Below are 22,875 nucleotides of genomic sequence, written 5' to 3'. Positions count from 1 at the left end.
AGCAGGCCGTCTGGCACGCTGGTGCGGGACGGCCGTTTGTTTTCTATTCGGACGGTGGTCCGCGTTGGGTCGCATCACGGCAGTCGTGCCCGGCGGGATCATCTCTTCAGATGAGGGAACGGCGAGTGTCCATCACGTCTGGGTTGACCGTCGCCGATGCGGTCGTGGCGTCGCGCGATCAAGTGTCGGCCGACGTCGCCGGTGAGGCCGTGATCCTCGGCATGCGAGACGGCGTCTACTACGGTGTGGACCGCGTGGCGGCCCGCATCTGGACGCTGGTGCAGCGTCCGGTCGTGATTCATGAGGTCGTTCAGGCGATCTGCGATGAGTACGACGTCGAGCCCGCCGAGTGCGCGGCCGATGTGCTGGCCTTCGTCGAGCTGCTGCTGGCCAAGGGTCTGGTGGTGCGTGCTCCTGCCGCGCCGGCTTCGTAACTTCGCGCGCCTTTCGCCGCGCGAACGCGCCCTGGCCGTGCGCGCCCTCGGCCTGCTGGCCGTCATTCGGGTGCTGCTGCTCGTCCGCGCCTTTCCGCGCGTGAGACGGTTCACCGAATGGCTCGCGGGTGAGCAGGCGCTGCGCGAGGACGCCGCCTACGCCGTCGAAGTGCGCCGCGCCGTGGCGCGTGCGGCGGCGATGGTCCCAGACGCGCGCTGTCTGGCGCAGGCGCTCACGGCCGAGGTGCTCCTGCGCCGCGCGGGATGCACGGCTCGCACCACGATTGGAGTGGCCCGCGACGGACGGCCGCTGGAGGCGCACGCCTGGGTGGAGAGCGCCGGCGTCATCGTCAGCGGCGCCGCTACCGATCTGGATCGGTATCAGCGACTCGCGGTCTTCGGCGATCCCGGCGCGACCGGCGAGCGCGGCGACTGATGCTCGGCTTCGCTGCGGTCGTGGACCTCGATGGCGCGCCGCTCACCGCCGACGCGGCCGTGCCGCTCGCCTCAGCACTGGCGATTGACGGCACCGTCACCGTGCCGTTTCGCGCGGAGGGATTGTGCGGCGCGCATCTCGCGCACCCGGCGCCGCTGGATTTCGATCGCGCCCTGCCATGCGTGGGGGCGCGCGGCGCGGTTCTTTTTGGCGCGCTGCGGCTCGATGCGCAGGGCGACCTGCGCCGCGCCCTGCGGACGGCCGGGACCGAGCCGCCTCCCGGGGCCGCCGACGCGGAACTCGCGATGGCGGCCTGGGAGCTATGGGGTGAGCGCTGCGCCGAGCGCCTGATCGGCGACTTCGCCTTTGGGATCTGGGAACCGGCCTCGCGGCGCCTGACCATGTTCCGCGATCATCACGGCAACCGGCAGTGCTACTGGGGACGCGACGGTTCGAGGCTCGTGCTGGCCTCGTCCATCGAGGGCGTGCGCGCGCACGCGCCGCTGGCCACCGCCTGGCGCGAGGAGGCGATGGCTGCCTTTCTCCGGGTCGGCTACGTCGAGGACGTGACGGGGACGGTCTGGCGTGACGTGCATCGCGTGCCGCCGGCGCATGTCGCGACCTTCTCCGGTCGGGGCGATCCGCGACTGCGGCGCTGCTGGGAATACCCGGTTCCCGAGCCGCTTCGTTACCGTGATGGTGGACAGTACGTCGAGGGATTCCTGGCTGTCCTGGGCGAGGCCGTGCGCGACCGCCTGCGCGCACCGACGGCCGGCATCCAGCTGAGCGGGGGGCTCGACAGCCCGATGCTTGCCGCGATGGTGCGGGCGGTCGCACCGCAGCTCCCGCTCTTTGCGCAAACGGTCAGCTTCCCGCGGCTGGTGCCCTGCGACGACGATCAGCTGGCGCCTATGGTGGCCCGCCAGCTGGGCCTGGCGCACGACACACTCCTGGGCGACGACGAACTGCCGTTGGCCTGGCTGGATGATGCGGCGCCGTATGCGCCGGAGCCGCTCGACGAACCCGACCTCGGCGTCGTTCGGCGAAGCCATGCGGCGCTCGCGCGTCACGCGCCGGTCATGTTCATCGGCGAGGACGGCGACACCCTGATGCGTCCACCGACGCTTGCGTCACAGGTCCGCGAACGGGGCCTCGCGGAAGTTGCGACGGCATGGTGGGCGTATTGGCGCGCCACGGGCGCGCGGCCATGGATTGGCCTCGAGTGGCGGGCACGGATGCGGCGCGCGTTGGGACGAATTCCCGATCGGACGCCGTGGCTGCTCGCGGGGGCCCGGGCGCCGCAGTCCGCGGTCGCGCTCGTGTCGCATCCGGTGCGCGCACCTTCGGTGCGACTGCTGTCGTCGCCGTTGTGGGACAACGTGTATCAGGCCACCGCGCCATCGTACACGCGCGCGGCGACGCTGCCGACGCTTCCCCTCGTCGATCCGCGCGTCATCGCGTTCGTCTTTGCGATCCCGGCGGTGCCGTGGGGGGAGCACAAGACGCTCTTTCGCGAGGCGATGCGTGGACGGCTGCCCGAGGCGATCCGCACGCGGCCCAAGACACCGCTCCGCGGCTACTACGAGGCGCGGGTCGCGCAATGGCGCGCCGCGGGCGGCGCCGTCGTGAAGCTCTCGCCGCGTGTGGCGCCTTGGGTGGATCGGGCGCGCGCCGAATCGATCTTGCGGGATGGCGCCCCGAACCTGGCAGTCGAGGCGTGGCGCGTGATTCTCCTCGACCGCTGGATGGCGCGGATGGAGGGTGCGCGTGCCTGATTACCAGATCTGCGGTCTTACCGTGCGTGCCGATGTGCCGCTGCCGGACCTGCCGTCCGCCGACGCGCGCGCCGTCGACGTGCTGGTCACGCTGGCGCAGGGCGCGCCGTCGCCGGCCGTGCCGCGCGGTGCCCAGCCGTATGGCGACGGCGGCGCGACGGGACATGCGAGCGACGTCCGGCGAGACGATGCGGGCACGTTCTGGTTCCGCTATCCCGATGGCACGGGCTTCACCGTGAACGGCGCGGCCACCCAAGTGCGCGGCTGGTGGGCCACCGACTCGACGCTGGCCGACACCGCCACCTATCTGCTCGGCCCGGTGCTGGGATTTGTCCTGCGCCGCCGCGGCGTGCTCGCGCTGCATGCGAGCGCGGTGATGCGCGACGGGCGCGCCGTGCTGCTGGTCGGACCGGCCGGGGCGGGGAAGAGCACGACCGCGGCGGCATTTGCGGCGGCCGGCGACGCCGTGCTCGCCGACGATGTCGTGGCGCTGCGCCTGGTGGATGGCATCGCGATGGCGTACCCATCGTACCGGCTCCTGCGCCTGTGGGACGAATCCGAGCGCATGGTGTTCGGGACGTCGCAGCAGTTGCCGCGCATCACCCCCTCGTGGGACAAGCGCGGCCTGCCGCTGGGCGCCGACTACGCCTTTCGTGCGGAGCCCGCGCCGCTCGGCGCCATCTTCGTGCTGGCGGAGCGCAGCGCGGAGCCGCGCGCGCCGTATGCGGAGCCAATGGGCGGCGCCGACGGCCTGATGGCGCTGGTGGCCAACACGTATGCGAACTACCTGCTCGACGACGCCATGCGCGCCGAGGAGATGCGTTCGCTCGGCGCGATGATGCGCGGGCGTCGCGTGCTTCGGCTCGTGCCACACGCGGATCCCGTACGGCTGGACGCCTTGTTGGACTGCATCCGGGCATCCGCCCGGGATGCAGATTGGAGTGCATGATGGCGGCATCGGCAGATCCCGAACTGGCCTTCGTGCTCGCCTGCGTGCGACGTGACGCGGGCGCCACCGCGGCGCGCGCCTTGGCGGCGGAGGCAGTCGGCGACTGGCGTCGGGTGGCGGACCTCGCGCGGCAACACGACGTGCCGTGGTGGGTGGTGCGCGAGCTTCCCCGTGAGAGCGTCCCGTCCGAGGTGCGCGACGCGCTGGTGGATGAGACGCGCGACCTTGCGCGCCGCGCGATGGCGGGAACGCGAGAACTGCTCGCGGTGCTCCAGGCGCTTTCGCACGGCGGGGTTCGCGCCCTCGCGTACAAGGGGCCCGCGCTCGCCGCCGACGTGCACGGCGACCTGGCGGCCCGCCGGTTCACGGATCTCGACATCCTCATCGCGAAACGCGATCGCGCCGCCGCGCGCCGCGCACTGGCGGCGGCCGGCTATCGCGCGCCCGCCGGCTTCACCGAGCGCGAAGCGCGCTTCTACCATGCGTGGGAGGGCGTGGATCTGCTCGAACACGACGCGAGCGTCTGGCCCGTGGAACTGCACTGGCGATGCCACGCGCGCCGCTACGGTGCGCCGCAGGATCCCGCGCCGCTGTTCGCGACGGCGCGCACGATGGCGCTCGGCGGGGCCGAGGTGCTGGTGCCCGGCAGCGAGGAACTGGCCGCGCTGCTCGCGCTGCACGGCGTGAAGCACGCGTGGAGATCGCTGCTCTGGGTGGCGGACTTTGGGCACGCCGTTCAGCGTGACGGTTTTGACTGGATGCGGCTTGCGGCAATCGCATCGGAGTGGAGTCAGGCGTGCGCGCTGCACACCGCCTTGCTGGTGGCGCACGACGTGCTTGAGGTGCCGGTGCCGGTCGCGATGCGTGATCGCGCGCGCTCCGACCACCGTGCGGCGCGACTCGCCGGGGCGGCGGTGTCTGCACTGCGAGGCGAGGTGACCACCGAAGACGTCGGGCGGGAGTCCACCGCGCGCTACGATCTCCAGTGGCTTGCCGGCGCGTGGCCGCAGGTGCGCTACGTGATGTATGCCGCGAGTCTTCCGACCACGCGCGAACGACAGGCCCTCCGCCTTCCCGACGCGCTGCTTCCGCTGGCCTTCCCGGTGCGCGCGCTTCGACTGCTGCGTCGCGCCCTAGGGGGCGGCGAATGAGCGCACTGATCGCGTTCGTGCGCGCGCTGTGGCGCGAGCATCGCCGGCCGATGACCCTCGTGGCGGTGCTGACCGTGGTAGTGATGCTCACTGAGGGGATCGGCTTGTTGCTGCTGGTGCTGGTGCTGCGCGGCGCGGGCGTTGACGCCGGCGCCGGCAGCGGAGCTGCGGGGCTGGCCGATCGCCTGCTCGGAGCGCTGGGCGTGCCCGCAACGCTCGAGGCGGCCCTGGCCGTCGTGGTGGTGCTCGTCGCGCTGCGCGCGGCGGCGCAGTGGATGCTGGCGCAGGAACAGGCGCGGCTCGAATCCACCCTCGTCGCGTCGCTGCGCACGCGGCTGTTTGCCGCCGTCGTCCGAATGCCGTGGGCGCGTTTCACAGGGGAGCGTCCCGGCGCGGTGATGCACGCGGTGGGCCCGCAGGTGGATGACGTGCACAGCGCGCTCGTGATGGTGCTGCAGGGGGCTTCGCTGGCCGCCACCCTTGCCGCGGGCACGGCCGCGGCGCTGGCGCTCTCGCCGCTCCTCTTCGTGGCGGTCGTGTCCAGCGGATTGCTGGTGCTGGCGGTGGCGCGGGTGCTGCGCGCGCCGGGACGCGTCGAGGGTGAGGACCTTCTGCGCGCCTCCGAGGACGTCTTCGCGCGGCTCAGCGAATTTCTTGGCGGGCTCAAGATGCTGCACGCGCATGACGCCGGCCGCGCGGCGGTGGACACGGTGCGTCGCGAAACCGACCTCTGGGCACGGCTGACGCGTCGGGTGGCGGCGCGTCGCGCCGGGGTGTCGTTCGCGCTCGCGGTGGCCACGGCGCTGGGACTCGCCGCGCTCGTCGTGCTGGCCGTGCGCACGTCCGTCATTGCCGCGGCGCCGCTGCTCGTCCTGCTCGCCGTCTGCGCGCGCCTCGTCCCGCGGCTCGCGGACCTGCAATCGCTGTTCAGCCATCTGCAGCAGTGCCTCGCGTCGTACGATTCGGTGCAGCGGCTCCTGCAGCGCTGCGAGGAGGCGGCAGCGCAGGCGCCGCTGGAACCCGTGTCTGCCGACGCGCCGCCCGACGTTCCGCCGCTGGTGGAACTGCGCGGCGTGCGGTTCCGCTATCCCGGTGCCGCGGCAGACGCGGTGCGCGGCGTGGATCTCACCCTCGAGGCCGGCGCGATCACGGTGGTGACCGGCGAATCGGGATCGGGCAAGACCACCATCGGGGATCTCGTGCTCGGCCTGCTCCGGCCAACCGCGGGCGACGTGCTCGTGGACGGGCGCCCGCTGCGCACGTGGTCGCCCGAGGCGTGGCGGGGGATGATCGGCTACCTGGCGCAGGAGCCGATGCTCCTGCACGGCACGATTCGCGAAAACCTCCTCCTGGCGCGCGCGACGGCCACCGACGCCGAGATGCGGGGGGCGCTGGCGGCCGCCGCCTGCGACTTCGTGGACGCGCTGCCGCGTGGCCTCGACGCGGCGATCGGCGAGCGCGGCGTGCAACTGAGCGGCGGGGAGCGCCAGCGCATTGCGCTCGCGCGCGCGCTGCTGCGCGCCCCACGCCTGCTCGTGCTCGATGAAGCGACCAGCGCGCTCGATTTTGAGACCGAGGCTCGCGTGCTCGCGTCGGTGGCGTCGCTGCGAGGACGCTGCACCGTGCTGCTCATTGCGCATCGCGCGGGGCCGCAGGCGATCGCCGACCGCGTGGTGGCGCTCGCCTGAGCCCGTCGCGTCAGCCACGGCCGCCCGCGCCGCGGCCGACCGCTAGACGTTGAAGCGAAAGAGCAGCACGTCGCCGTCATTCACGACGTACTCCTTGCCCTCGCTGCGCACCGCGCCGGCTTCCTTGGCGCCTTTCCATCCGCCGAGCTTCACGAAATCGTCATAGCTCGCCGTTTCGGCGCGAATGAACCCGCGCTCGAAATCGGAGTGGATGACGCCGGCGGCCTGGGGCGCGGTGTCGCCGCGATGAATGGTCCAGGCGCGGACTTCCTTCTCGCCGGCGGTGAAGTAGGTCTGAAGGCCGAGGAGGTGGTAGCCGGCGCGGATCAGCCGGTCGAGGCCGGCCGATTCGATCCCGAGGTGCGACAGGAACTCGGCGCGCTCGTCGACCGGGAGTTCCGACAGCTCGGCCTCGATCTTGGCGGAGAAGGTGACGACTTCCGCGGGCTCGTGGTCGCGCTCGATGGCGGCGCGCAGCGCCGTGACGTGCGGTCCCTCGTTGCCGGCCAGTTCGGCGTCGGTGACGTTGGCGGCATAGAGAATCGGCTTCAGCGTCAGCAGCTGCAGCGGCTGGAGCCAGGCGCGCTCCTCGCTCGTGAGCGCCACGTGCCAGAGCGCGCGTCCCTCGGCGAGCGGCGCCATCGCCTTCTCGAGCGCGGCGGCCTCCACCGCGGCCGTCTTGTCGCCCGTCTTGGCGGTGCGCCGCGCCTTGTCGAGGCGCTTCTCCACCGACGACAGGTCGGCGAGCGCCAGCTCGAACTCGATGGTCTCGCGGTCACGCACCGGATCGATGGCGCCATCCACGTGCGTCACGTCGTGGTCGTCGAAGCAGCGCACCACGTGCACGATGGCGTCGGTCTCGCGGATGTTCGACAGGAAGGCGTTGCCGCGCCCCTCGCCCCTCGACGCGCCGCGCACGAGTCCCGCGATGTCCACGAACTGCACGGCGGCCGGAAGCGTGCGAATCGGCTTGACGATCTCCGCGAGCGCATTGAGCCGCGGGTCGGGGACGTCCACCACGCCGATGTTCGGATCGATCGTGCAGAACGGATAGTTGGCGGCTTCGGCGCCGGCGGAGGTGATGGCGTTGAATAGCGAGGACTTGCCGACGTTGGGGAGACCGACGATACCGAGCGAGAGCATGAGCAGGGGGGTACGGGAAACAAGAACGGACAGCGGTTAACGGTTCACCGTTGTCCGTATCCAGTTGGCCGAGTCGAGCGCCGACGGCGCCACGTGCCACAGCAGCAATGAAAGGTAACCAGGCGGGGAAGTATGGTACGGCATCCGGCGCCGGACCTGCGAAGATGGGCGCATCGGAGGTGCCCATGCAGGATTATCGGAAGCTGGATGTCTGGACCAAGGCGCACGAACTCGCAGTCGACGTCCATCGTGCCGTCGGGGTGCGAGGCGCTGGGGAGAATGCGGCGGCGGCTGCCTCCCCGACGGCGCCGTCGGCCGGTTCGGGGGAATCGGAACTGCTCGCGACCGTCCGCCGCGCCGCCGTGCGCGTGCCGGTGCTGATCGTGCGGGGCTGTGAGGGCGAGACGGCTGCGGCGTTCTCGCAGGCGATGCGCGAGGCGGCGCTGGCGACCGACGAGTTCGCGTACCTGCTGCGGCTGGCGCGCGACGCGGCGGTGCTGGAGGCGGTGCCCTATGCGAAGCTCGAGGCGCGGACCAACCAGCTGCGGGCGATGCTCGGTGCGCTCAACCGCACCGTGCGGCTCAAGCTGCGGGAGGGGGTGCGTCCGGCGGCGGCGAAGGGGGTGGCGGCTCGGGGGGTGAAGGGCGTCCGGGATGACGATTCATCGCGGCGAGAATCCCGTCCACGATCCACGTCGTGACGCCGGCGTGCAGGGCGGGGAACAGTTCGCGCACGGCCGCCTGCTCGTCGTGGGTGAACGCGCCGAGCACGAAATCGCGCAGCACCTCACCCGGGATCGGTTCCGTTCGTCCGACGCCGATGCGCAGCCGCGCGTACTCCTGCGTGCGCAGCGCCTCCTCGACGCTGCGTAGCCCGTTGTGTCCCCCCGCCGAACCCTTCGCCCGAAAGCGAAAGGTGCCCAGCGGGAGGGCCACGTCGTCGACGACTACCAGCAGGTCGTTGGCGACCGCCCAGAACGGGCGATCCACGTACGGCGCGAGCGCGTCGCCGCTCAGGTTCATGAACGCCTGCGGCTTGAGCAGGCGAACGCGGCGCCCCTCGACCGCGCCGTCCGTCGCGCGCGCCGCGGGGCCGGCGCGCCACGGGGGGAAACGCCAAACGTCGGCCAGGTGGTTGACCACCCACCAGCCGACGTTGTGACGCGTATCCTCGTATTCGGGACCCGGATTGCCGAGGCCGACGACGAGTTTCACGAGCGGAGAATCGCCTAGGCCTTCTTCTCGGCCTCGGCGCCCTCCTCCTCTTCCTTCTTGCCCTTGCTGAGCACTTCCGGTTCGGCCTCGGCCGCAACCTCGGCACCCGGCAGCGGCTCCGCCGCCTTCTCTTCCTTCGGCGCGGCGCACGTGCAGACCGTCGCGTCCTCGTCGTCCAGCACCTCGACGCCGGCCGGCACCGCGATGTCGGAGACGTGCAGCGACTTGCCGATGGCGAGGGCCGTGATGTCGACCTCGATCTTGCTCGGGATCGCCATCGGATCGACGCGGATGGAGAAGTCGTGCATGATCTGGTCGATGATGCCGCCTTCCTTGACGCCGATGGAGGCGCCCACGAACGCGAGCGGCACGTTCACGGTGACCTTCTCGCCGGCGACCAGTTCCTGGAAGTCGACGTGGAGGATTTCCTTCTTGTACGGATGGCGCTGGATCTCGCGGATCAGCGCGTTGGACTTGGTGCCGTCGAGGTCGAGCTCGAAGACCGTCGTGCGATACGCGACCTTCTCGAGCATCAACTCGAACTCGTGCGTGTCGAGCGAGAGCGAGCGCGGCTCGCGGGCGTGCCCATAGATGACGCCGGGGGTGCGGCCGGCGGCGCGCAGCTTGCGCGCGACGCCCTTGCCGACATCACTGCGGCCGGCGGCGGTAAGCGGAGTGGTAGCCATGATAAGTTCCTGCTGAAGTACATGTGCGCTACGTGGGTTCCCGGTAGGTCCGGCCCGGCGTCGCACGGGGAGAGAAACTACAGACAAACAACAGACAAACAACAGAGAGACAACAGACAGACAACAGACCGGCGGGGCGGGGATCGGCGCGGGGCCGGCTACTCGAACAGCGAGCTCACCGACTGATAGGCGTGGGTGCTGCGAATGGCCTTGGCGAGCAGTTCGCCGACGGAGAGCACGTTGAGCTGCGGGAAGCGCCGCGACTCGGGGAGGGCGATCGTGTCGGTCACGGTCACTTCCTTCACCGGCGAGTTGCTGAGCCGCTCCACGGCGGGGCCGCTGAACAGGGCGTGCGTGGCGCAGATGTAGATGTCGCGCGCGCCAAGTTCCTTGAGCGCGCGCGCCGACTCGCTGACCGTGCCCGCGGTGTCGATCATGTCGTCGGCGAGGAGACAATCGCGCCCTTCGACTTCACCGACGACGTTCACGACCTCGGCGACGTTGGCCTGCGGGCGGCGCTTGTCGATGATGGCGAGCGACGCGTCGAGGCGCTTCGCGAAGCCGCGCGCCATCTTGGCCGACCCGACATCCGGCGCCACGACGACGAGGTCCTTGAGGTTCTTCTTGCGATAATGCGCGGTGAGCACCGGCGCGGCGTAGAGGTGGTCGACGGGGATGTCGAAGAACCCCTGCAGCGCGTGCGCATGGAAGTCGATCGCGAGCAGCCGGTCGGCGCCGGCTCCGGTCAGCATGTTCGCCATCAGCTTGGCGCCGATGGCCACGCGCGGCTGGTCCTTGCGGTCCTGCCGGCCGTAGCCGAAGTACGGAACCACGCAGGTGATGCGTGCCGCCGAGGCCCGGCGCGCCGCGTCGATCAGGAGCAGCAGCTCCATGATGTTCTCGGCCGGCGGGTTGGTCGGCTGCACGATGTAGACGTCCGCGCCGCGCACATTTTCGTCAATGCGCGCGAAGACCTCACCGTCGGCAAACCGTGAGGTCGTGCACTTGGTGAGGTCGCAATCGAGGTGCTTGACGATGTTCTCGGCAAGCGCCCGGTTTGCCGTGCCAGTCAGGACCCGAAAGCCCTTCAGCGGAACCGCGAGACCGTCCATAGCCACTAAAGATGAGCGATCTGGCATCCAATTGGAAGCGATGCGTGGCGGCGGCGCGGGGCGGCTGTGTGGGGCGGGCCGATGGCAGATGGCGGACGGCCGATGGCCGATGGCCGATGGCCGATGGCTGATGGCTGATGGCTGATGGCCGATGGCGGATGGCTGATGGCCGATGGCGGACGGCCGATGGCTGGGGCTATCCGTCCTCCGCCTTCCGCCATCCGCCATCACTCGCCCTCACACCAATCCCAGCTAGCTCAGAGTTGCCCCCGGTGGACTCGAACCACCATTACCGGATCCAAAGACCGGCGTCCTAACCATTGGACGAGGGGGCAGCGGTTCAAAGTTAGCCGCCGCCGAGGCGCTATTGAAGCTGGGGCGCTAGCCCAGTTCGACGGGTGCGGCGGGCGCCGTCCGCGTCATCACCATGCTCCAGCCGGCGGGAAGCGCGAGGACGCCGGGGCCGGACTCCTTGGGGGGCGGCACCGAGATGCCGAATTCCTGCACGGCGAAGAGCGTCGAGCCCGACCCGCTCATGCGGGCGAAGACCGAGCGCGGCAACGCCGCCAGTTGGGCGCGCACCTGGGCGAGTTCGGGATGCTGGTCGAAGATGACCGGCTCGAAGTCGTTCACCGCGTCGGCGGCCACGGCACTCCAGCTGCCGAGGTCGCGCGGCGAGCGCCACGCCGCGCCCGCCGCCGTCGGGTGCTCCGCGCGATGGGCCGCGAGGGCACCGTACGCCGCCGCGGTGTTGACGCCAAAAGTGGGCACGACGAGCAGGACGGGCGCCGCGGCGAGCGGCGGCAGGTCGAGCAGGCGCTCCCCGCGCCCCCACGCGATGGCGAGTTCCGAGGGCGAGACGAGAAAGGCGACGTCCGCGCCAAGCCGGGCCGCGATGTCCACGAGCGCCGACGGACCCAGCGGGCGCGGCGCGAGCGCGTCAAGCGCGCGCAGCACCGCCGCGGCGTCGGCGCTGCCGCCGCCCAGTCCGCCGCCGACGGGAATCCACTTCTCGATTTCAATCGCGAAGCCGCGCGGCCACCCGGCCACGGCGGCGTAGGCGTCGGCGGCGCGCCAGGCGAGGTTCTGCTCGACGGGACCGAGATCGCTGGCGCGCTCCGCGTCACCGAACGAAACATCGAGCGTGCGCGACGGCGCCTCGCGAACGGTCGTCACGTCGGCCAGCTCGAGTCGCTGGAAGAGGGTCTCGATCTGGTGAAAGCCGCTCGCTTCCCGCGCGAGCACGCGCAGGGTGAGGTTGGCCTTCGCCTGCGCCTGCACCCGAGCCGTGCTCACGGCGACATCCCCTCGTGCTCGCCGGTGACGCGCCGTTCCGCGGCCTTCGTCGCGGCTTCGACGTCACCGAAATGCACGCCCATGCGCAGGAAGTACCACGCGCCGATCACGGTGATGGGAATGTAAGACAGGAAGTGGAAGCCGAGCGCCCACGTGACCGCCTGCACCGGAGCGACGCCGTAGACGGGGAGCGCCAGCTTGGCCGCCGTCTCGAAGACGCCCACGAAGCCGGGGGAGGACGGCACCGAGACGCCGATCACGATGATGCCCTGCACGAAGAGGGCGGCGGTGAACGGCGCGACGATGCCGACGGCGCGGAAGCCGAACCAGAAGGCGAGCGCGTTCATCAGCCAGTGCACCAGCGCCCAGAAGAACGTGGCGAAGAACCGCGACGGCTCCCGGACGACGGCGAGGCCGGCGGCCAGCGCGTGCACCAGCAGGCCGACCCGCTCCTGCGTGCGCGGCAGCACCGCGCCGGCGATGCGCACCGCGAGGCGTTCCATCGCGTGCGGCCACTGCGCCACCGCGAAGAGCCCGCCGAATGAGAGCACCACCACGGCCGCCATCACCCCGGCGATGGACTGCACCGGGCGGCCGCCGATGATGAAGTCGCGCGGGAAGTCGGGGGCGAGCATCGCCGCCACCAGCAGCAGCACGACGCACAGGGCGTCAAAGACGCGGTCCACGGCCAGCGAGGCCAGGGCGGTGGACCACGGGACTTCCTTGCGTTCGCGCACGAGGACGAAGACGCGCACCAGTTCACCGGCGCGGGCGGGGAGCACGTTGTTCGCCATCATCCCGATGGCGGTGGCCCGCCAGAGCGGACCGAACGGCAGGTTGGGCGCCACCGGGTCGAGGATGGTGCGCCAGCGGCGCGCGCGCAGCGGGAAGATGAGCTGCGAGGACACCGTGCAGAGCGCCCACAGCGTCAGGTCGCTTGCGCGCAGCGCCGACACGACCTGCGCGAAGGGCACATCCTTCAGCGCATACCACAGCAGGAGGGCACTGACGGCGATGCCGAGCGCACCGCGAGCGCTGATTCGCATGCGTCAGTCCGACGTGGCGGCGAGCTCGAGCAGGTCGAACAGCTCGGCGAGCACGGCCGGGTCGGGAGCGCCTGCCGACTGTCGAATCACGTCGCGCAGTTCGATGGCGCGGTCGAGCGCATCGCGGCCGCGATAGACGAGGTCCTCGATGGGCACGACCACGTCGGAGCTGTAGTCCACGGGCGTCACGAGCGGTTCGGCCTCGAGATTGCTGAGTCCAGCGAGTCCGTTCGACAGCAAGGCAGCCAGCGCATCACCCGTCGGCGCCGTGCCGGCGTCGGCGGTGCCGCGCGAGACGAGTGACGCCTGCCCCGTGGGCGCGAGCGAGGCGATCTCGACGACGTCGCCCATGGACGCCGCGCCCTCGACGGCGTCGGGAGCCAGCGTGGCGATGTCGACGATGGGTGTGGCGGGCACTGCCGCGGCGGCGGCGGCGACGGCCGGCGCCGGCGCGGGCATCGCCGCCGCCTGGCGCAGCGTGCGCACGATCTCCGCCGTCGATTTGCCGTGCGGCGCCGAGAGCAGCTCGCAGGCGTGGTCGAGCGTGCCGAGCGCGGCACCGGCGAGGAGCGACGCCTGACTGCGCTGCTCCTCGAAGAAGGCGGCCAGCGGATCCTCGCTGAAGGAGACGGCGAGGCGCGAGAGCGCCCGCGCGGCGCTGCCGATCTCGCGGGCGAGCCGCTCACGCGTGGCCGCGTCCACGGCGCGCCCCGCATCGGCGATCAGCCGCCGCAGGTGCTCGGCGTGGCTCACCACCTCGAGGCGGAAGCGCTGCGCGGCCGTCGTCGGCGGCGACGGGGCGGCACTGACGAGGCCGGGGGCCCCATCATCGAGAAAGAGCGTGCCGATCGGAACGATCTCGTCGGCGCTGGCGGCGCCGCCCCCGCACTCGGCCGCGGCCCGCGCGAAGGCGCTCAACGCGTCCGACGCGGTCGACGGACGGTCGCCACGCGTGAGGGCAATGCTTCCGTCGGCGAGCACCACCGCCGCCGCGTGGAAGAGCGCGCGCAGGGCGGGCGTGACGGCCCCGCCCAGTTCGAAGGTCTTGGCGGTCTGGTCGAGCGCGTCCACCACCTCGGGGAGCGGCGGCACGTCCTTGAGCAGGGCGATGCCGCGCAGTCCGCGCACGCGCTGCAGCGTCGCGGCGAAGGCCGCCGGACCGACCGGGTTGTCGGCGAAGGCCATCAGGGCGCGCGCGATCTCGGCCGCCTCGGTGGCGAGGAAGGCCGACGCGTTGGGTGCGGACGCGCCGACGCTCGACGAGGCGGGGGCAAAGGTGGCGAGTTCGCGGGCGCGGGCGGCGGCGCGGCGGGTCTCGGTGTCGCTCCACGTGCGCACGCCGCGAATGAGGAGCTTGAGATCGTCGATGGCCGCCACCACCGCACCGCGCAGGGCCTCGTTCCACGTCAGCGTGCCGAGCCGCACCGCCTGCGCCACCCGCTCGAGGGCGGTGGCGACCTCGGCGATGCCGCCCACCTTGGCCATCGTCGCGCTGCCGCGCAGGGCGCGCGCGTGGCGCATCCAGGCCTCGACGTCCGGCGGGCCGCCGCGCGCCGCGGCGACGAGGCCGTCGAGGTCTTCGACGTACTCGGACGCTTCCAGCGTGAAGAAGTCGAGGAGACCGCTGCTCATCGCGTTAGCAACCTACGAGGTGAGAAAACGGGCGGCAATAAGGCCATACTAATAGACGAGAGGGGAGGGCTTGGTGTCACCACGACTGAGGATGTGGAATCCGGATTGGGATTCAGGATTGGGATCGAGGATTGCAATTGGCGATTGGTGGGAGTGCGCCCCCCGGGCGCGGTCATCGCCGGTCGAATTCCGCATTCGGAATCCCGTATCGAATTCCGGATTCCCAATCCTCAATCGTTGTGTCGAGCGTTGTCCATCGCCCCTCTCATCTCCCGCACCGCCGCCTCGATCCCCACGAACACGGCGCGGCTGATGATGTGATGGCCGATGTTGAGTTCCTCGATGTCCGCGATGGCGGCGACGGGGCCGACGTTGCGGACGGTCAGGCCGTGGCCGGCGTGGACGGCGAGGCCGGCGGCCCTTCCCCGGAGCGCGCCATCGCGCAGCGCCTTCAGGGTGGCGGGATCGGCCGGCGCGTGCGCGTACCGTCCGGTGTGCAGTTCGATCGCGGCGGCGCCGGCCGCCGCCGACTGGTCGATCATCCGCGGGTCCGCGTCGATGAACAGCGACGTGCGGATGCCGGCCGCGGCAAGTCGCGCCAGCCCGTCGCGCAGGCGGAGGGGGTCAAGTGTGACGTCGAGCCCGCCCTCAGTCGTCACTTCTTGGCGGCGCTCGGGCACCAGGGTCACCTGGTGCGGGCGCAGCCGCTCGGCGATGGCCAGCATCTCGTCGGTGAGGGCCATCTCGAGATTGAAGGGCGTGCGGATGACGCCAAGCAGGGCGGTCACGTCGGCGTCCTGGATGTGGCGGCGATCCTCGCGCAGGTGCGCGGTGATGCCGTCGGCGCCGGCCGCTTCGCACCGCACGGCCGCGGCCGCCGGGTCGGGCTCGTCGGTGAGACGCGCCTGACGGATGGTCGCGACGTGATCAATGTTGATGTAGAGGCGGAGATGCCCCGGGCCGCCAGATGATGCCATAGTCCACCCCATCGTGATCGCGGACGCGCTCCGCGGGAGTCTTCAGTGAAGAGAGTCGCCCTGCTGCTGCTGCCCGTCCTCGCCGCCTGTTCCAGCCTGCCGGGTGGCGGCTCCGGCACCGGCGCCGAGTCGCCAAACGCGGCCATCCAGCAGTTCCTCGCCGCCTCCCAGCGCAAGGACCTCACGGCGATGGGGAACGTGTGGGGAACCGACAAGGGTCCCGCCAGCACGTCCATGAGCCAGAAGGAACTGGAGCGGCGTGAGTTGATAATGATCCAGTGCCTCGCGCATGAACAAGTCGCCCTCGGCGCGCCGACGCCGGGCGAGGCCGGGCGCCTGCGCATTCCGGTGACGCTCACGCTGCTGACGCTCAAGGCCACGCCGTTGTTCACGGTGGTGAAGGGGCCGGCGAACCGCTGGTATGTGGAGAACCTTGAGCTTGATCAGCTTCGTGATCACGGCTTCTGCGGTGCGAGCAACACGCCTCCGGGAAACGCGACGAACACGCGGTAGCGTACGCGCCACGACCGGCGCGATGTGACGAAACGCGGCGTCCGCGCGCGCGGGGCGGCAGGCCACCGACAATCCGGGGCTTGCCGCCCCGATTAGTATTCAGACAGTTCGATGAGCACGCCGTTCGTTGACTTCGGGTGCAGGAAGGCAATGCGCTTGCCCTCGGCGCCGATGCGCGGCACGTCATCGATAAGCGTGATCCCGGCGGCCGTCGCCTTGGCGAGGGTGGCGTCGAGATCATCGACGTAGAAGCAGATGTGGTGGATGCCGGGGCCTCGCCGGTCGATGTACTTCGCGATGGGAGAGTCGGCCACGGCGGGTTCCAGGAGTTCCACCAGCGAGTCGCCGGCGGCGAAGCCGGCAATGCGGGCGCCGTCGGCATCATCGAGCGGCACCGCGGGCAGGCCGAGCACGTCGCGGTACAACGGCAGGACATCGGGAAGCGCGCGCACGGCAACGCCGAGGTGGGCGATGCGGGTGCCACGACGGGCAGGGGTGGTCACGGCAGGGTGCTCCGGCAACAGGGTGGGCGCCTAACATTATCAATCACGACGGCTGCACGGCACCGTCGCGGCGGAGGCGAGTGGAATGGCGGGTAATCTGATTGCAGTGACGGACGCCGACTTCGAGCAGGAAGTCGAGAAGCATCAGGGAGTGGCGGTCGTCGATTTCTGGGCGGTCTGGTGCGGTCCGTGCCGCATGATTGCGCCGGTGCTCGAGCAGCTCTCGGTCGAGTACGAAGGCAAGGTGAAGGTGACCAAGCTCGACGTCGACACGAACCAGAAGACGTCGATGCGCTTCAACGTGCGGTCCATCCCGACGCTGCTGTTCTTCAAGGACGGCAAGGTCGTGGATCAGGTGATCGGCGCGGTGCCGAAGTCGGCGCTGGAAGCGAAGTTCAAGCAGCACACGGCCTGACGCCGTTGCGGGGCGGGACGTCCACCCCGCAGAATTGAACCCGGGTGCCGCACGAGCCGCGCCCGGGTTTCGTTTGCCCTCCTCTCCATGCCTGTCGCCGCTGGACATCCCCGGTACCCCAAGATTCGCGCGCTGCTGCCGCGCACGCGCCTGGCGTACGTGCACCTGCAGAATCTGCTCACCGACGCCAAGCGCGATCGCGCGGCGCGGGTCTTCGGGTACGTCGCCATCTGGCTCCCCGAAGAGCTGCTGATGCTCTACATGGAGGAGGGCGACGTGGTGAACGCGACCGCCACCTCCGACGGCCGGCGGTGGCGGGCGCTCTCGATCGGCGAGGCGGTGGCCAAGGTGCCGAGCGCCGCCGAGTATGGCGAGATCTGTTTTCACGAGGCGGAGGACGAGCAGCTGGCGGCGATGTACCACTCGCAGCTGACGCCCGACCTGGGATGGCCGCCGGAGCTGCCGGCGGCGAGCACCGCGGCGCTGCTCGGCAACCTGATGGCGACGCTGTTCGACGGCCTCGTCGAAATTGTCGCCGACGGCGGCGTGAACTACATCGTCGTCCAGCATGGCATGCCATTGCGCGGCTACTTCGCCGACGATTCAACCGCGCTCGACGGCGCATCGCGGGTGCGCGCGCTGCTCGACCGCGCGTTCCAGAACGGCGGGTCGGCGCGACGCTGGAACGTCCCGCCCGTGCTCCCCAACCAGGCGGCGCCCGCCCTCATCGCGGCATATCGTGAGCTCGTGGGCACGCTCATCCATCGCCTGCACGCGGGCGGCGCGGAGAGCGCGCTCGCCGTGGCGGAGCATGCGCGCCACCACCTGATGGAAAAGCATCCGGCGCTCGACCGGTTCTCGCTCACGATTCCCAACCAGCGCGATCCGGTCGTCGACGCCCCGGCGCTCGCCGCGGCGATCGCGGCCTGGCTGGGCGAGACGCTCTGGCACCTGCCGCTGCCCGAGGGCGTGACGGCGGAGCAGCTGCTCGCCGACGTCACGCGCCAGCGCCGGCACCTGTTCCAGGCGGCCGGGCTGTTCGAAGCCCTGCCGTGGAACATTCCGTGGTAGACTCGGTCGGCACGCTCTACATCGTCAGCACGCCCATCGGGAACCTCGGGGACCTGAGTGCGCGCGCGCTGGAGACGCTGCGTTCGGTGGATGCGATCCTCGCGGAAGACACGCGGCACACGCGCGCCCTGCTGTCGCATTTCGACATCCACACGCCGCTCGAGTCGTATCACGAGCACAACGAGGCGGCCACCACGCCGTCGCTCGTCGGGCGCCTGCAGATCGGGGCGCGACTGGCGCTGGTGAGTGACGCCGGCACGCCGCTGCTCAGCGATCCGGGCGCGCGGCTGGTGCAGGCCGCGGTGTCGGCCGGCGTGCCGGTGGTGCCGATTCCCGGCGCATCGGCGCTGCTCGCCGCCCTCGTCGGCGCGGCGCTGCCGGCCGATCGGTTCACGTTCTTCGGCTTCGTGCCGCGCAAGGGCCCCGAGCGCCGCGCGCTGCTCGCCGACGTCGCCGCGCTCCGTCACACCGCCGTGCTGTACGAGGCGCCGAACCGGGTGGCCGACACGCTCCGCGATCTCGCCGCGGCCGGCGCCGGCGACCGGCTGGCCGTGGTGGCCCGTGAACTGACCAAGCAGTTCGAGGAGTTCTGCCGCGGCGCGGTGAGCGCGCTGGCCGCGCAGTTTGCCGAGGCGGCGCCGCGAGGCGAGGTGGTGATCGTCGTGCAGGGCGGCGAGGCGCCGCCGCTCGACGAAGAGGCGCTGCGCGCCCGGGCGGCCGCGCTGCGCGCCGAGGGGTTGAGCGCTCGGGACGTCGTGCGCGTTCTCATGGAGGACGACGGCGCCCCCCGCAATCTCGCGTATCGCCTCGCCCACGACTGAGCATGCGCCTCTCCCACATTCTCCTGCTCGCGCTTCCCCTCGCGACCGGCGCGGCCCGCCCGCTGCACGCGCCGGCGGCGCCGCGCCTCGCCGTGGCGCGCCTGCAGTACGACGGTGGCGGCGACTGGTACGCCAATCCCTCGAGCCTGCCCAACCTGATCGCCGCCATCCGTCAGCGGACCACGCTCGACGTGGATCCCAAGGAAGCGCGCGTCACGCTGATGGACGAGCGGCTGTGGGACTATCCGTTCCTGCACCTCACGGGGCACGGGAACATTCGGCTGACCGAACCGGAAGTGGCGCGCCTGCGCGAGTACCTGCTGCGCGGCGGCTTCCTTCACGCCGACGACAATTACGGGCTCGATGATTCGTTCCGTCGCGAGCTCAAGCGCGTCTTCCCCGACCGCGAGCTGGTGGACGTGCCGCTGCGGCACCCGGTCTACCACGCGGTGTACGACGTTCCGCAGGGCGTGCCGAAGATCCACGAACACGACGGCAAGCCGGCGCGCGGCCTCGGGCTGTTCATCGGCGACCGCCTCGCCGTCTTCTACAGCTACGAGAGCGACCTCGGCAACGGCTGGGAAGACGTGGGCACGTACAAGGATGATCCACCGGAGCTGCATGAACAGGCGCTGCGCATGGGCGTGAATCTCTTCGTGTACGCCATCAGCAGCCGTCCGGGCGCATGACGACCGTCGAACGGCTGCTCGCCGAGCATGCCCGCGTCGCCCGGCAGGTGCGCGCGGCGGTGGTGCTGCGCGTCGCCACCGTGGGCGTGGCGACGCTGACGCTGGGCGCCATCGCGCTCGGCAACACGCGCTGGCTGGCACTGCCGCGAGTCGTCCCGCTCTTCCTCTGGCTGGTCGCGGGCGCCGCGGCGTGGGGCGGATGGGAGCTGCAGCGTCGGCGGCGCCGCACGCAGACGTCGCCGGGCGACGTGGCCCGCGCCATCGAGCTGGAGCGCGGGCTGCGCGATGGCGCGGCGCGCACGCTCCTGGAAGTGGCGCCACAGGGTGGCCCATTTGTGGCGCGCGCCGACTCGCTCCTTGGCGCGCGCCTCGGCGATGCGCCGCTGGCGCCGCGATTGCAGCGCTCCACCCAGCGTGCGCTTGCCGTCGCCGCCGGGACGACGCTCATCATCGTGGCCGCGGCGGCGGGGACGGGCGGATCGCACGGCGATGGATGGCGCGCGCTGCTGCATCCGGCCTCGGCGTGGGCGGGCACGCTGTTGCCGGCGATCACCTTCGACGATCCGCCGGCGGGGCTGTTGCGTGGCGACACGGCCCCGCTGCGGGTGCACGCGCCGGGGCGCCGCGCGCTGACGGTGCGCCAGCGCGCGACGGGCGGCGCGTGGCGCGACACGACGCTCGTCGTGCGCGATGGGGCGGCGTCGTGGCGCGTCGGCCCGCTCGACGCCGACGTGCTGCTGATCGCGACCGACGGGCGCGTCGTCTCCGACACCCTGCGCCTGCGGCTGGCCGAGCGCTCGTTCGTCGGCGACGTGACGATCTCCGCGCAGTTCCCAGCGTACCTCTCGCGCGCGCCAGAGACTCTGGCTCTCGAGGGCACGCTCCGTGTGCCGCAGGGAACGGCACTCACCATCGCGGGGCGGGCGTCGGAACCGCTGGCGGCCATCGCGCTGGGCGGCGACGCGGTGCGCGTGCCGCTGACGATCACGGGGCGCGGGTTCACGGGACGATTCACGCCGCGCGCGAGCGCGACGCTCCAGTGGCGCGCGTCCGGGGCAACGGGCCCCATCGCGGACCTGCCGGTTCCGCTGCAGCTCGAGGTGGTTCCCGATTCGGCGCCGCAGGTGGACTTCCTGACGCCGAGCGCCGATTCCAATGTCACGCCCGCGGGCGCGGTGCGCGTTGGGGTGGCGGCGGTGGACGATCGCGTGCTGCGCGACGTGTCGGTGGCGGTGTGGACGCGGCACGCCGACGGGCGGGTGACGGCGCCGCAGTCGCGACGACTGTTCGAGGGCGGCGCGCCCTCGTACCTCGGCGCGATCGCGCTCGAGCTGGGCGCGCTCGCGCTGCAGCCGGGGGACGTGGTGCACGTGCAGGCGAGCGCGCACGACGACACGCCGTGGGGACAGGCGGGGAAGAGCCGTGAGCTGCTGCTGCGCGTGCCGGCGGTCGAGGACCAACGACGCGAAGCGCGCGCGGCGGCGGATTCGCTGGTAAGCAAGGCGCTCGCCGCGGCCCGCGCCCAGCAGCGGCTGGAACAGCGCACCAACGAAGCGGTGCGCGCGCGGACGCCCGCCGAGTCGGCCAAGCCCGGCGAGCGCACGGCGCCTGACGCGATGTCGTATGACGCGGCCGAGAAGGCGAAGGGGCTGGCGAAGGAGCAGGCCGAGATGGCGCAGCGTTCGCGTGAGGTGCAGGACGCGACGCGCGAGCTGGAGGAGCGCCTGCGCGCCGCGGGCGGGCTGGACAGTTCGCTGCAGGCGCAGCTGCGCGAGGCGCAGCAGCTGATGCGCGATGCGCTCACGCCCGAACTGCTCGCCGCGATGAAGAAACTCGAGGGGGCGGCGCAGGACCTCTCGCAGGATCGCACGCGGCAGTCGATGGCCGAGTTGGCGGAGCAACAGAAGCGGCTGCGCGAGGCGCTCGAGAAGAGCGCCGAGATGCTGCGCCGCGCCGCGCTCGAGGGACAGATGAAGACGCTGCGCGAGGACGCGACGTCGATGGCGCGCCGTCAGCGGCAGCTGGCCGACTCCGGGGCGGGCGATCCGGCGCGGACGAAGACGGTGGCGGAGCAGACGGCGCAGCTCGCGCGCGAGATCCAGCAGCTGCAGCAGCGGCTCGAGCGTGAGCGGGCGAACGCCGCGGCGCGGCAGGCCGAAGGCGCGGCGAGCCAGGCGCAGGCGTCGCGCGAGGCGATGCAGCGCGCCGCGCAGGAGGGGACGCGGCAGGGGCGCGAGCAGGCGGCGCGCGAGGCGGCGCAGGCCATGCAACAGGCGGGGAACCAGCTGTCCGAAGCGCGCGAGCGGCAGGTGGCGGCGTGGAAGAACGACGTCACCGGCTCGCTCGACAAGGCCGTGCAGGAGATGATGCAGATGGCGCGCCAGCAGGAGCAGCTGGCGGAGCAGGTGCAGGGAAAGAGCGCCGGCGACCAGCAGGGGGACGTGCGGTCGCGGCAGAGCGCGCTGCAGCAGGGCGTGCAGCGGGCGAGCGAGCGGCTCGCCGAGCAGGCGAAGAAGAGCGCGATGGTCTCGCCGGGGACGCAGCAGGCGATGAAGGACGCGCAGCAGCGCGTGGACCAGGCGATGCGTGACGCGAACAACGCGCAGCAGGGGCAGGGCAGTCCGTCACAGCAGGCCAGCGCGATGCGCGAGGCCGCGCAGTCGCTGCGGCAGGCGGCCAGCGCGCTGGCGCGCGATCGCGAGCGCGTGGAAGGGGCGCAGTCGGGAAGCGGCGTTCCCGAAATGGTAGCCGAACTGCAGAAGCTCGCGGAACAGCAGGGACAGTTGAACTCGCAGATGGCGGGGCTCTTCCCGACGCCCAACCAGCGGCCGGGGGCCGACGCGGCGACGCTCGACAAGGCGCGTGTGCTCGCGCGCCAGCAGCGCGCCGTCGCCAAGGCGCTCGACGACGTGCAGGATCTCGACGCGACCGGCCGTACGCGCGAGCTCGCCCGCGAGGCGCGCACGCTCGCCCAGTCGCTCGAGGCGGGCGTCGCCGATCCGTCCACGCTCGACCGACAGCAGCGGCTTTTCCGCAAGATGCTCGACGCGGGCCGCCTGCTGCAGCAGGAGGAGCGCGACGAGATGGGGCCGCGCGAGTCGAAGCCGGGTGACAAGGTGTCGCCGTTCGCGCCCCCCGACGGTGCCGGACGCGGGCGCGACGCGCTGCGGTATCGCGCCCCGACGTGGGACGAGCTGCGCGGACTCGCGCCGGAGGAGCGCCGTGCGGTGCTGGAGTACTTCCGCCGGCTGAACGTCGAGCCGACGCCGATGCAGACGGAAGACGGCAAACGGCAGACGCTAGAACCGCGGAAGAAGCCGTAG

22 protein-coding genes and 1 tRNA gene are annotated in these 22,875 nt (G+C 71.4%); 13 read left to right on the top strand and 10 right to left on the bottom strand.

Annotated features, from left to right (window positions below):
* Positions 1–125 precede the first annotated feature (125 nt).
* The 6 genes from VGJ96_02605 to VGJ96_02580 are packed head-to-tail and all read left to right on the top strand — an operon-like array spanning position 126 to position 6,433.
* Positions 126–434 (top strand): PqqD family peptide modification chaperone, encoded by a 309-nt coding sequence (locus tag VGJ96_02605; protein HEY3285990.1) that lies wholly within the window; start codon positions 126–128, stop codon positions 432–434.
* Complete coding sequence (locus tag VGJ96_02600) at positions 409–870, top strand: lasso peptide biosynthesis B2 protein (GenBank protein ID HEY3285989.1); 462 nt, start codon at positions 409–411, stop codon at positions 868–870. Before VGJ96_02605 ends, VGJ96_02600 begins: the two co-directional genes overlap by 26 nt.
* Positions 870–2,645, top strand: coding sequence for an asparagine synthase-related protein (locus VGJ96_02595; GenBank protein ID HEY3285988.1), 1,776 nt, complete (start codon positions 870–872; stop codon positions 2,643–2,645). The genes VGJ96_02600 and VGJ96_02595 overlap by 1 nt, the downstream gene beginning before the upstream one ends.
* Positions 2,638–3,594, top strand: coding sequence for a hypothetical protein (locus VGJ96_02590; GenBank protein ID HEY3285987.1), 957 nt, complete (start codon positions 2,638–2,640; stop codon positions 3,592–3,594). The genes VGJ96_02595 and VGJ96_02590 overlap by 8 nt, the downstream gene beginning before the upstream one ends.
* The gene (locus VGJ96_02585) at positions 3,594–4,745 is read left to right on the top strand and encodes a nucleotidyltransferase family protein (protein HEY3285986.1); all 1,152 of its coding nucleotides are present in this window, start codon (positions 3,594–3,596) and stop codon (positions 4,743–4,745) included. The genes VGJ96_02590 and VGJ96_02585 overlap by 1 nt, the downstream gene beginning before the upstream one ends.
* Positions 4,742–6,433 (top strand): ABC transporter ATP-binding protein, encoded by a 1,692-nt coding sequence (locus VGJ96_02580; GenBank protein HEY3285985.1) that lies wholly within the window; start codon positions 4,742–4,744, stop codon positions 6,431–6,433. The genes VGJ96_02585 and VGJ96_02580 overlap by 4 nt, the downstream gene beginning before the upstream one ends.
* A 42-nt stretch (positions 6,434–6,475) precedes the next feature.
* Here the strand turns inward: VGJ96_02580 and ychF are convergent, their stop codons facing one another.
* Positions 6,476–7,576 (bottom strand): redox-regulated ATPase YchF, encoded by a 1,101-nt coding sequence (ychF, locus tag VGJ96_02575; GenBank protein HEY3285984.1) that lies wholly within the window; start codon positions 7,574–7,576, stop codon positions 6,476–6,478.
* A gap of 107 nt (positions 7,577–7,683) precedes the next feature.
* On the opposite strand from ychF, the gene VGJ96_02570 reads away from it, so the two are divergent.
* The gene (locus tag VGJ96_02570) at positions 7,684–8,277 is read left to right on the top strand and encodes a four helix bundle protein (GenBank protein ID HEY3285983.1); all 594 of its coding nucleotides are present in this window, start codon (positions 7,684–7,686) and stop codon (positions 8,275–8,277) included.
* Here the strand turns inward: VGJ96_02570 and pth are convergent.
* The 8 genes from pth to VGJ96_02530 all read right to left on the bottom strand — a co-directional run bounded on the left by pth (position 8,159) and on the right by VGJ96_02530 (position 15,540).
* Positions 8,159–8,791, bottom strand: coding sequence for an aminoacyl-tRNA hydrolase (gene pth, locus VGJ96_02565; protein HEY3285982.1), 633 nt, complete (start codon positions 8,789–8,791; stop codon positions 8,159–8,161). The genes VGJ96_02570 and pth overlap by 119 nt on opposite strands.
* A 14-nt stretch (positions 8,792–8,805) precedes the next feature.
* Positions 8,806–9,477: a 50S ribosomal protein L25/general stress protein Ctc gene (locus tag VGJ96_02560; protein HEY3285981.1), complete on the bottom strand. Its 672-nt coding sequence runs from the start codon at positions 9,475–9,477 to the stop codon at positions 8,806–8,808.
* A 158-nt stretch (positions 9,478–9,635) separates the two neighbouring features.
* Positions 9,636–10,589, bottom strand: coding sequence for a ribose-phosphate pyrophosphokinase (locus tag VGJ96_02555; protein ID HEY3285980.1), 954 nt, complete (start codon positions 10,587–10,589; stop codon positions 9,636–9,638).
* A 263-nt stretch (positions 10,590–10,852) separates the two neighbouring features.
* A tRNA-Gln gene (locus VGJ96_02550) sits at positions 10,853–10,924 on the bottom strand.
* Positions 10,925–10,970: 46 nt separating this feature from the next.
* Positions 10,971–11,885 (bottom strand): 4-(cytidine 5'-diphospho)-2-C-methyl-D-erythritol kinase, encoded by a 915-nt coding sequence (gene ispE, locus VGJ96_02545; GenBank protein HEY3285979.1) that lies wholly within the window; start codon positions 11,883–11,885, stop codon positions 10,971–10,973.
* Complete coding sequence (locus VGJ96_02540) at positions 11,882–12,931, bottom strand: lysylphosphatidylglycerol synthase transmembrane domain-containing protein (protein HEY3285978.1); 1,050 nt, start codon at positions 12,929–12,931, stop codon at positions 11,882–11,884. The genes ispE and VGJ96_02540 overlap by 4 nt, the downstream gene beginning before the upstream one ends.
* Before the next feature lie 3 nt (positions 12,932–12,934).
* Entirely contained in the window at positions 12,935–14,563 is a 1,629-nt protein-coding gene (locus VGJ96_02535; GenBank protein HEY3285977.1) for a hypothetical protein, read from the bottom strand.
* A 230-nt stretch (positions 14,564–14,793) separates the two neighbouring features.
* Entirely contained in the window at positions 14,794–15,540 is a 747-nt protein-coding gene (locus tag VGJ96_02530) for a pyridoxine 5'-phosphate synthase (protein ID HEY3285976.1), read from the bottom strand.
* A 45-nt stretch (positions 15,541–15,585) separates the two neighbouring features.
* On the opposite strand from VGJ96_02530, the gene VGJ96_02525 reads away from it, so the two are divergent.
* Positions 15,586–16,053, top strand: coding sequence for a hypothetical protein (locus VGJ96_02525; GenBank protein ID HEY3285975.1), 468 nt, complete (start codon positions 15,586–15,588; stop codon positions 16,051–16,053).
* 92 nt (positions 16,054–16,145) lie between these two features.
* On the opposite strand, the gene mce is transcribed toward VGJ96_02525, so the two are convergent.
* Complete coding sequence (gene mce, locus VGJ96_02520) at positions 16,146–16,556, bottom strand: methylmalonyl-CoA epimerase (GenBank protein ID HEY3285974.1); 411 nt, start codon at positions 16,554–16,556, stop codon at positions 16,146–16,148.
* An 85-nt stretch (positions 16,557–16,641) separates the two neighbouring features.
* On the opposite strand from mce, the gene trxA reads away from it, so the two are divergent.
* The 5 genes from trxA (at position 16,642) to VGJ96_02495 (ending at position 22,875) form a co-directional block, all read left to right on the top strand.
* Complete coding sequence (gene trxA, locus VGJ96_02515; GenBank protein ID HEY3285973.1) at positions 16,642–16,971, top strand: thioredoxin; 330 nt, start codon at positions 16,642–16,644, stop codon at positions 16,969–16,971.
* An 87-nt stretch (positions 16,972–17,058) separates the two neighbouring features.
* Complete coding sequence (locus tag VGJ96_02510) at positions 17,059–18,042, top strand: hypothetical protein (protein HEY3285972.1); 984 nt, start codon at positions 17,059–17,061, stop codon at positions 18,040–18,042.
* On the top strand, positions 18,036–18,863 hold the full coding sequence (rsmI, locus tag VGJ96_02505) for a 16S rRNA (cytidine(1402)-2'-O)-methyltransferase (protein ID HEY3285971.1): 828 nt from the start codon (positions 18,036–18,038) through the stop codon (positions 18,861–18,863). Before VGJ96_02510 ends, rsmI begins: the two co-directional genes overlap by 7 nt.
* 2 nt (positions 18,864–18,865) lie before the next feature.
* Positions 18,866–19,552 (top strand): DUF4159 domain-containing protein, encoded by a 687-nt coding sequence (locus VGJ96_02500; protein HEY3285970.1) that lies wholly within the window; start codon positions 18,866–18,868, stop codon positions 19,550–19,552.
* A complete protein-coding gene (locus VGJ96_02495; protein HEY3285969.1) occupies positions 19,549–22,875 on the top strand; it encodes a hypothetical protein in 3,327 nt (1,108 codons plus the stop codon). Before VGJ96_02500 ends, VGJ96_02495 begins: the two co-directional genes overlap by 4 nt.

This window comes from Gemmatimonadaceae bacterium, from assembly GCA_036504815.1.
Lineage (GTDB): Bacteria > Gemmatimonadota > Gemmatimonadetes > Gemmatimonadales > Gemmatimonadaceae > PNKL01.
This window is presented reverse-complemented; position numbering and strand designations above follow the sequence as displayed.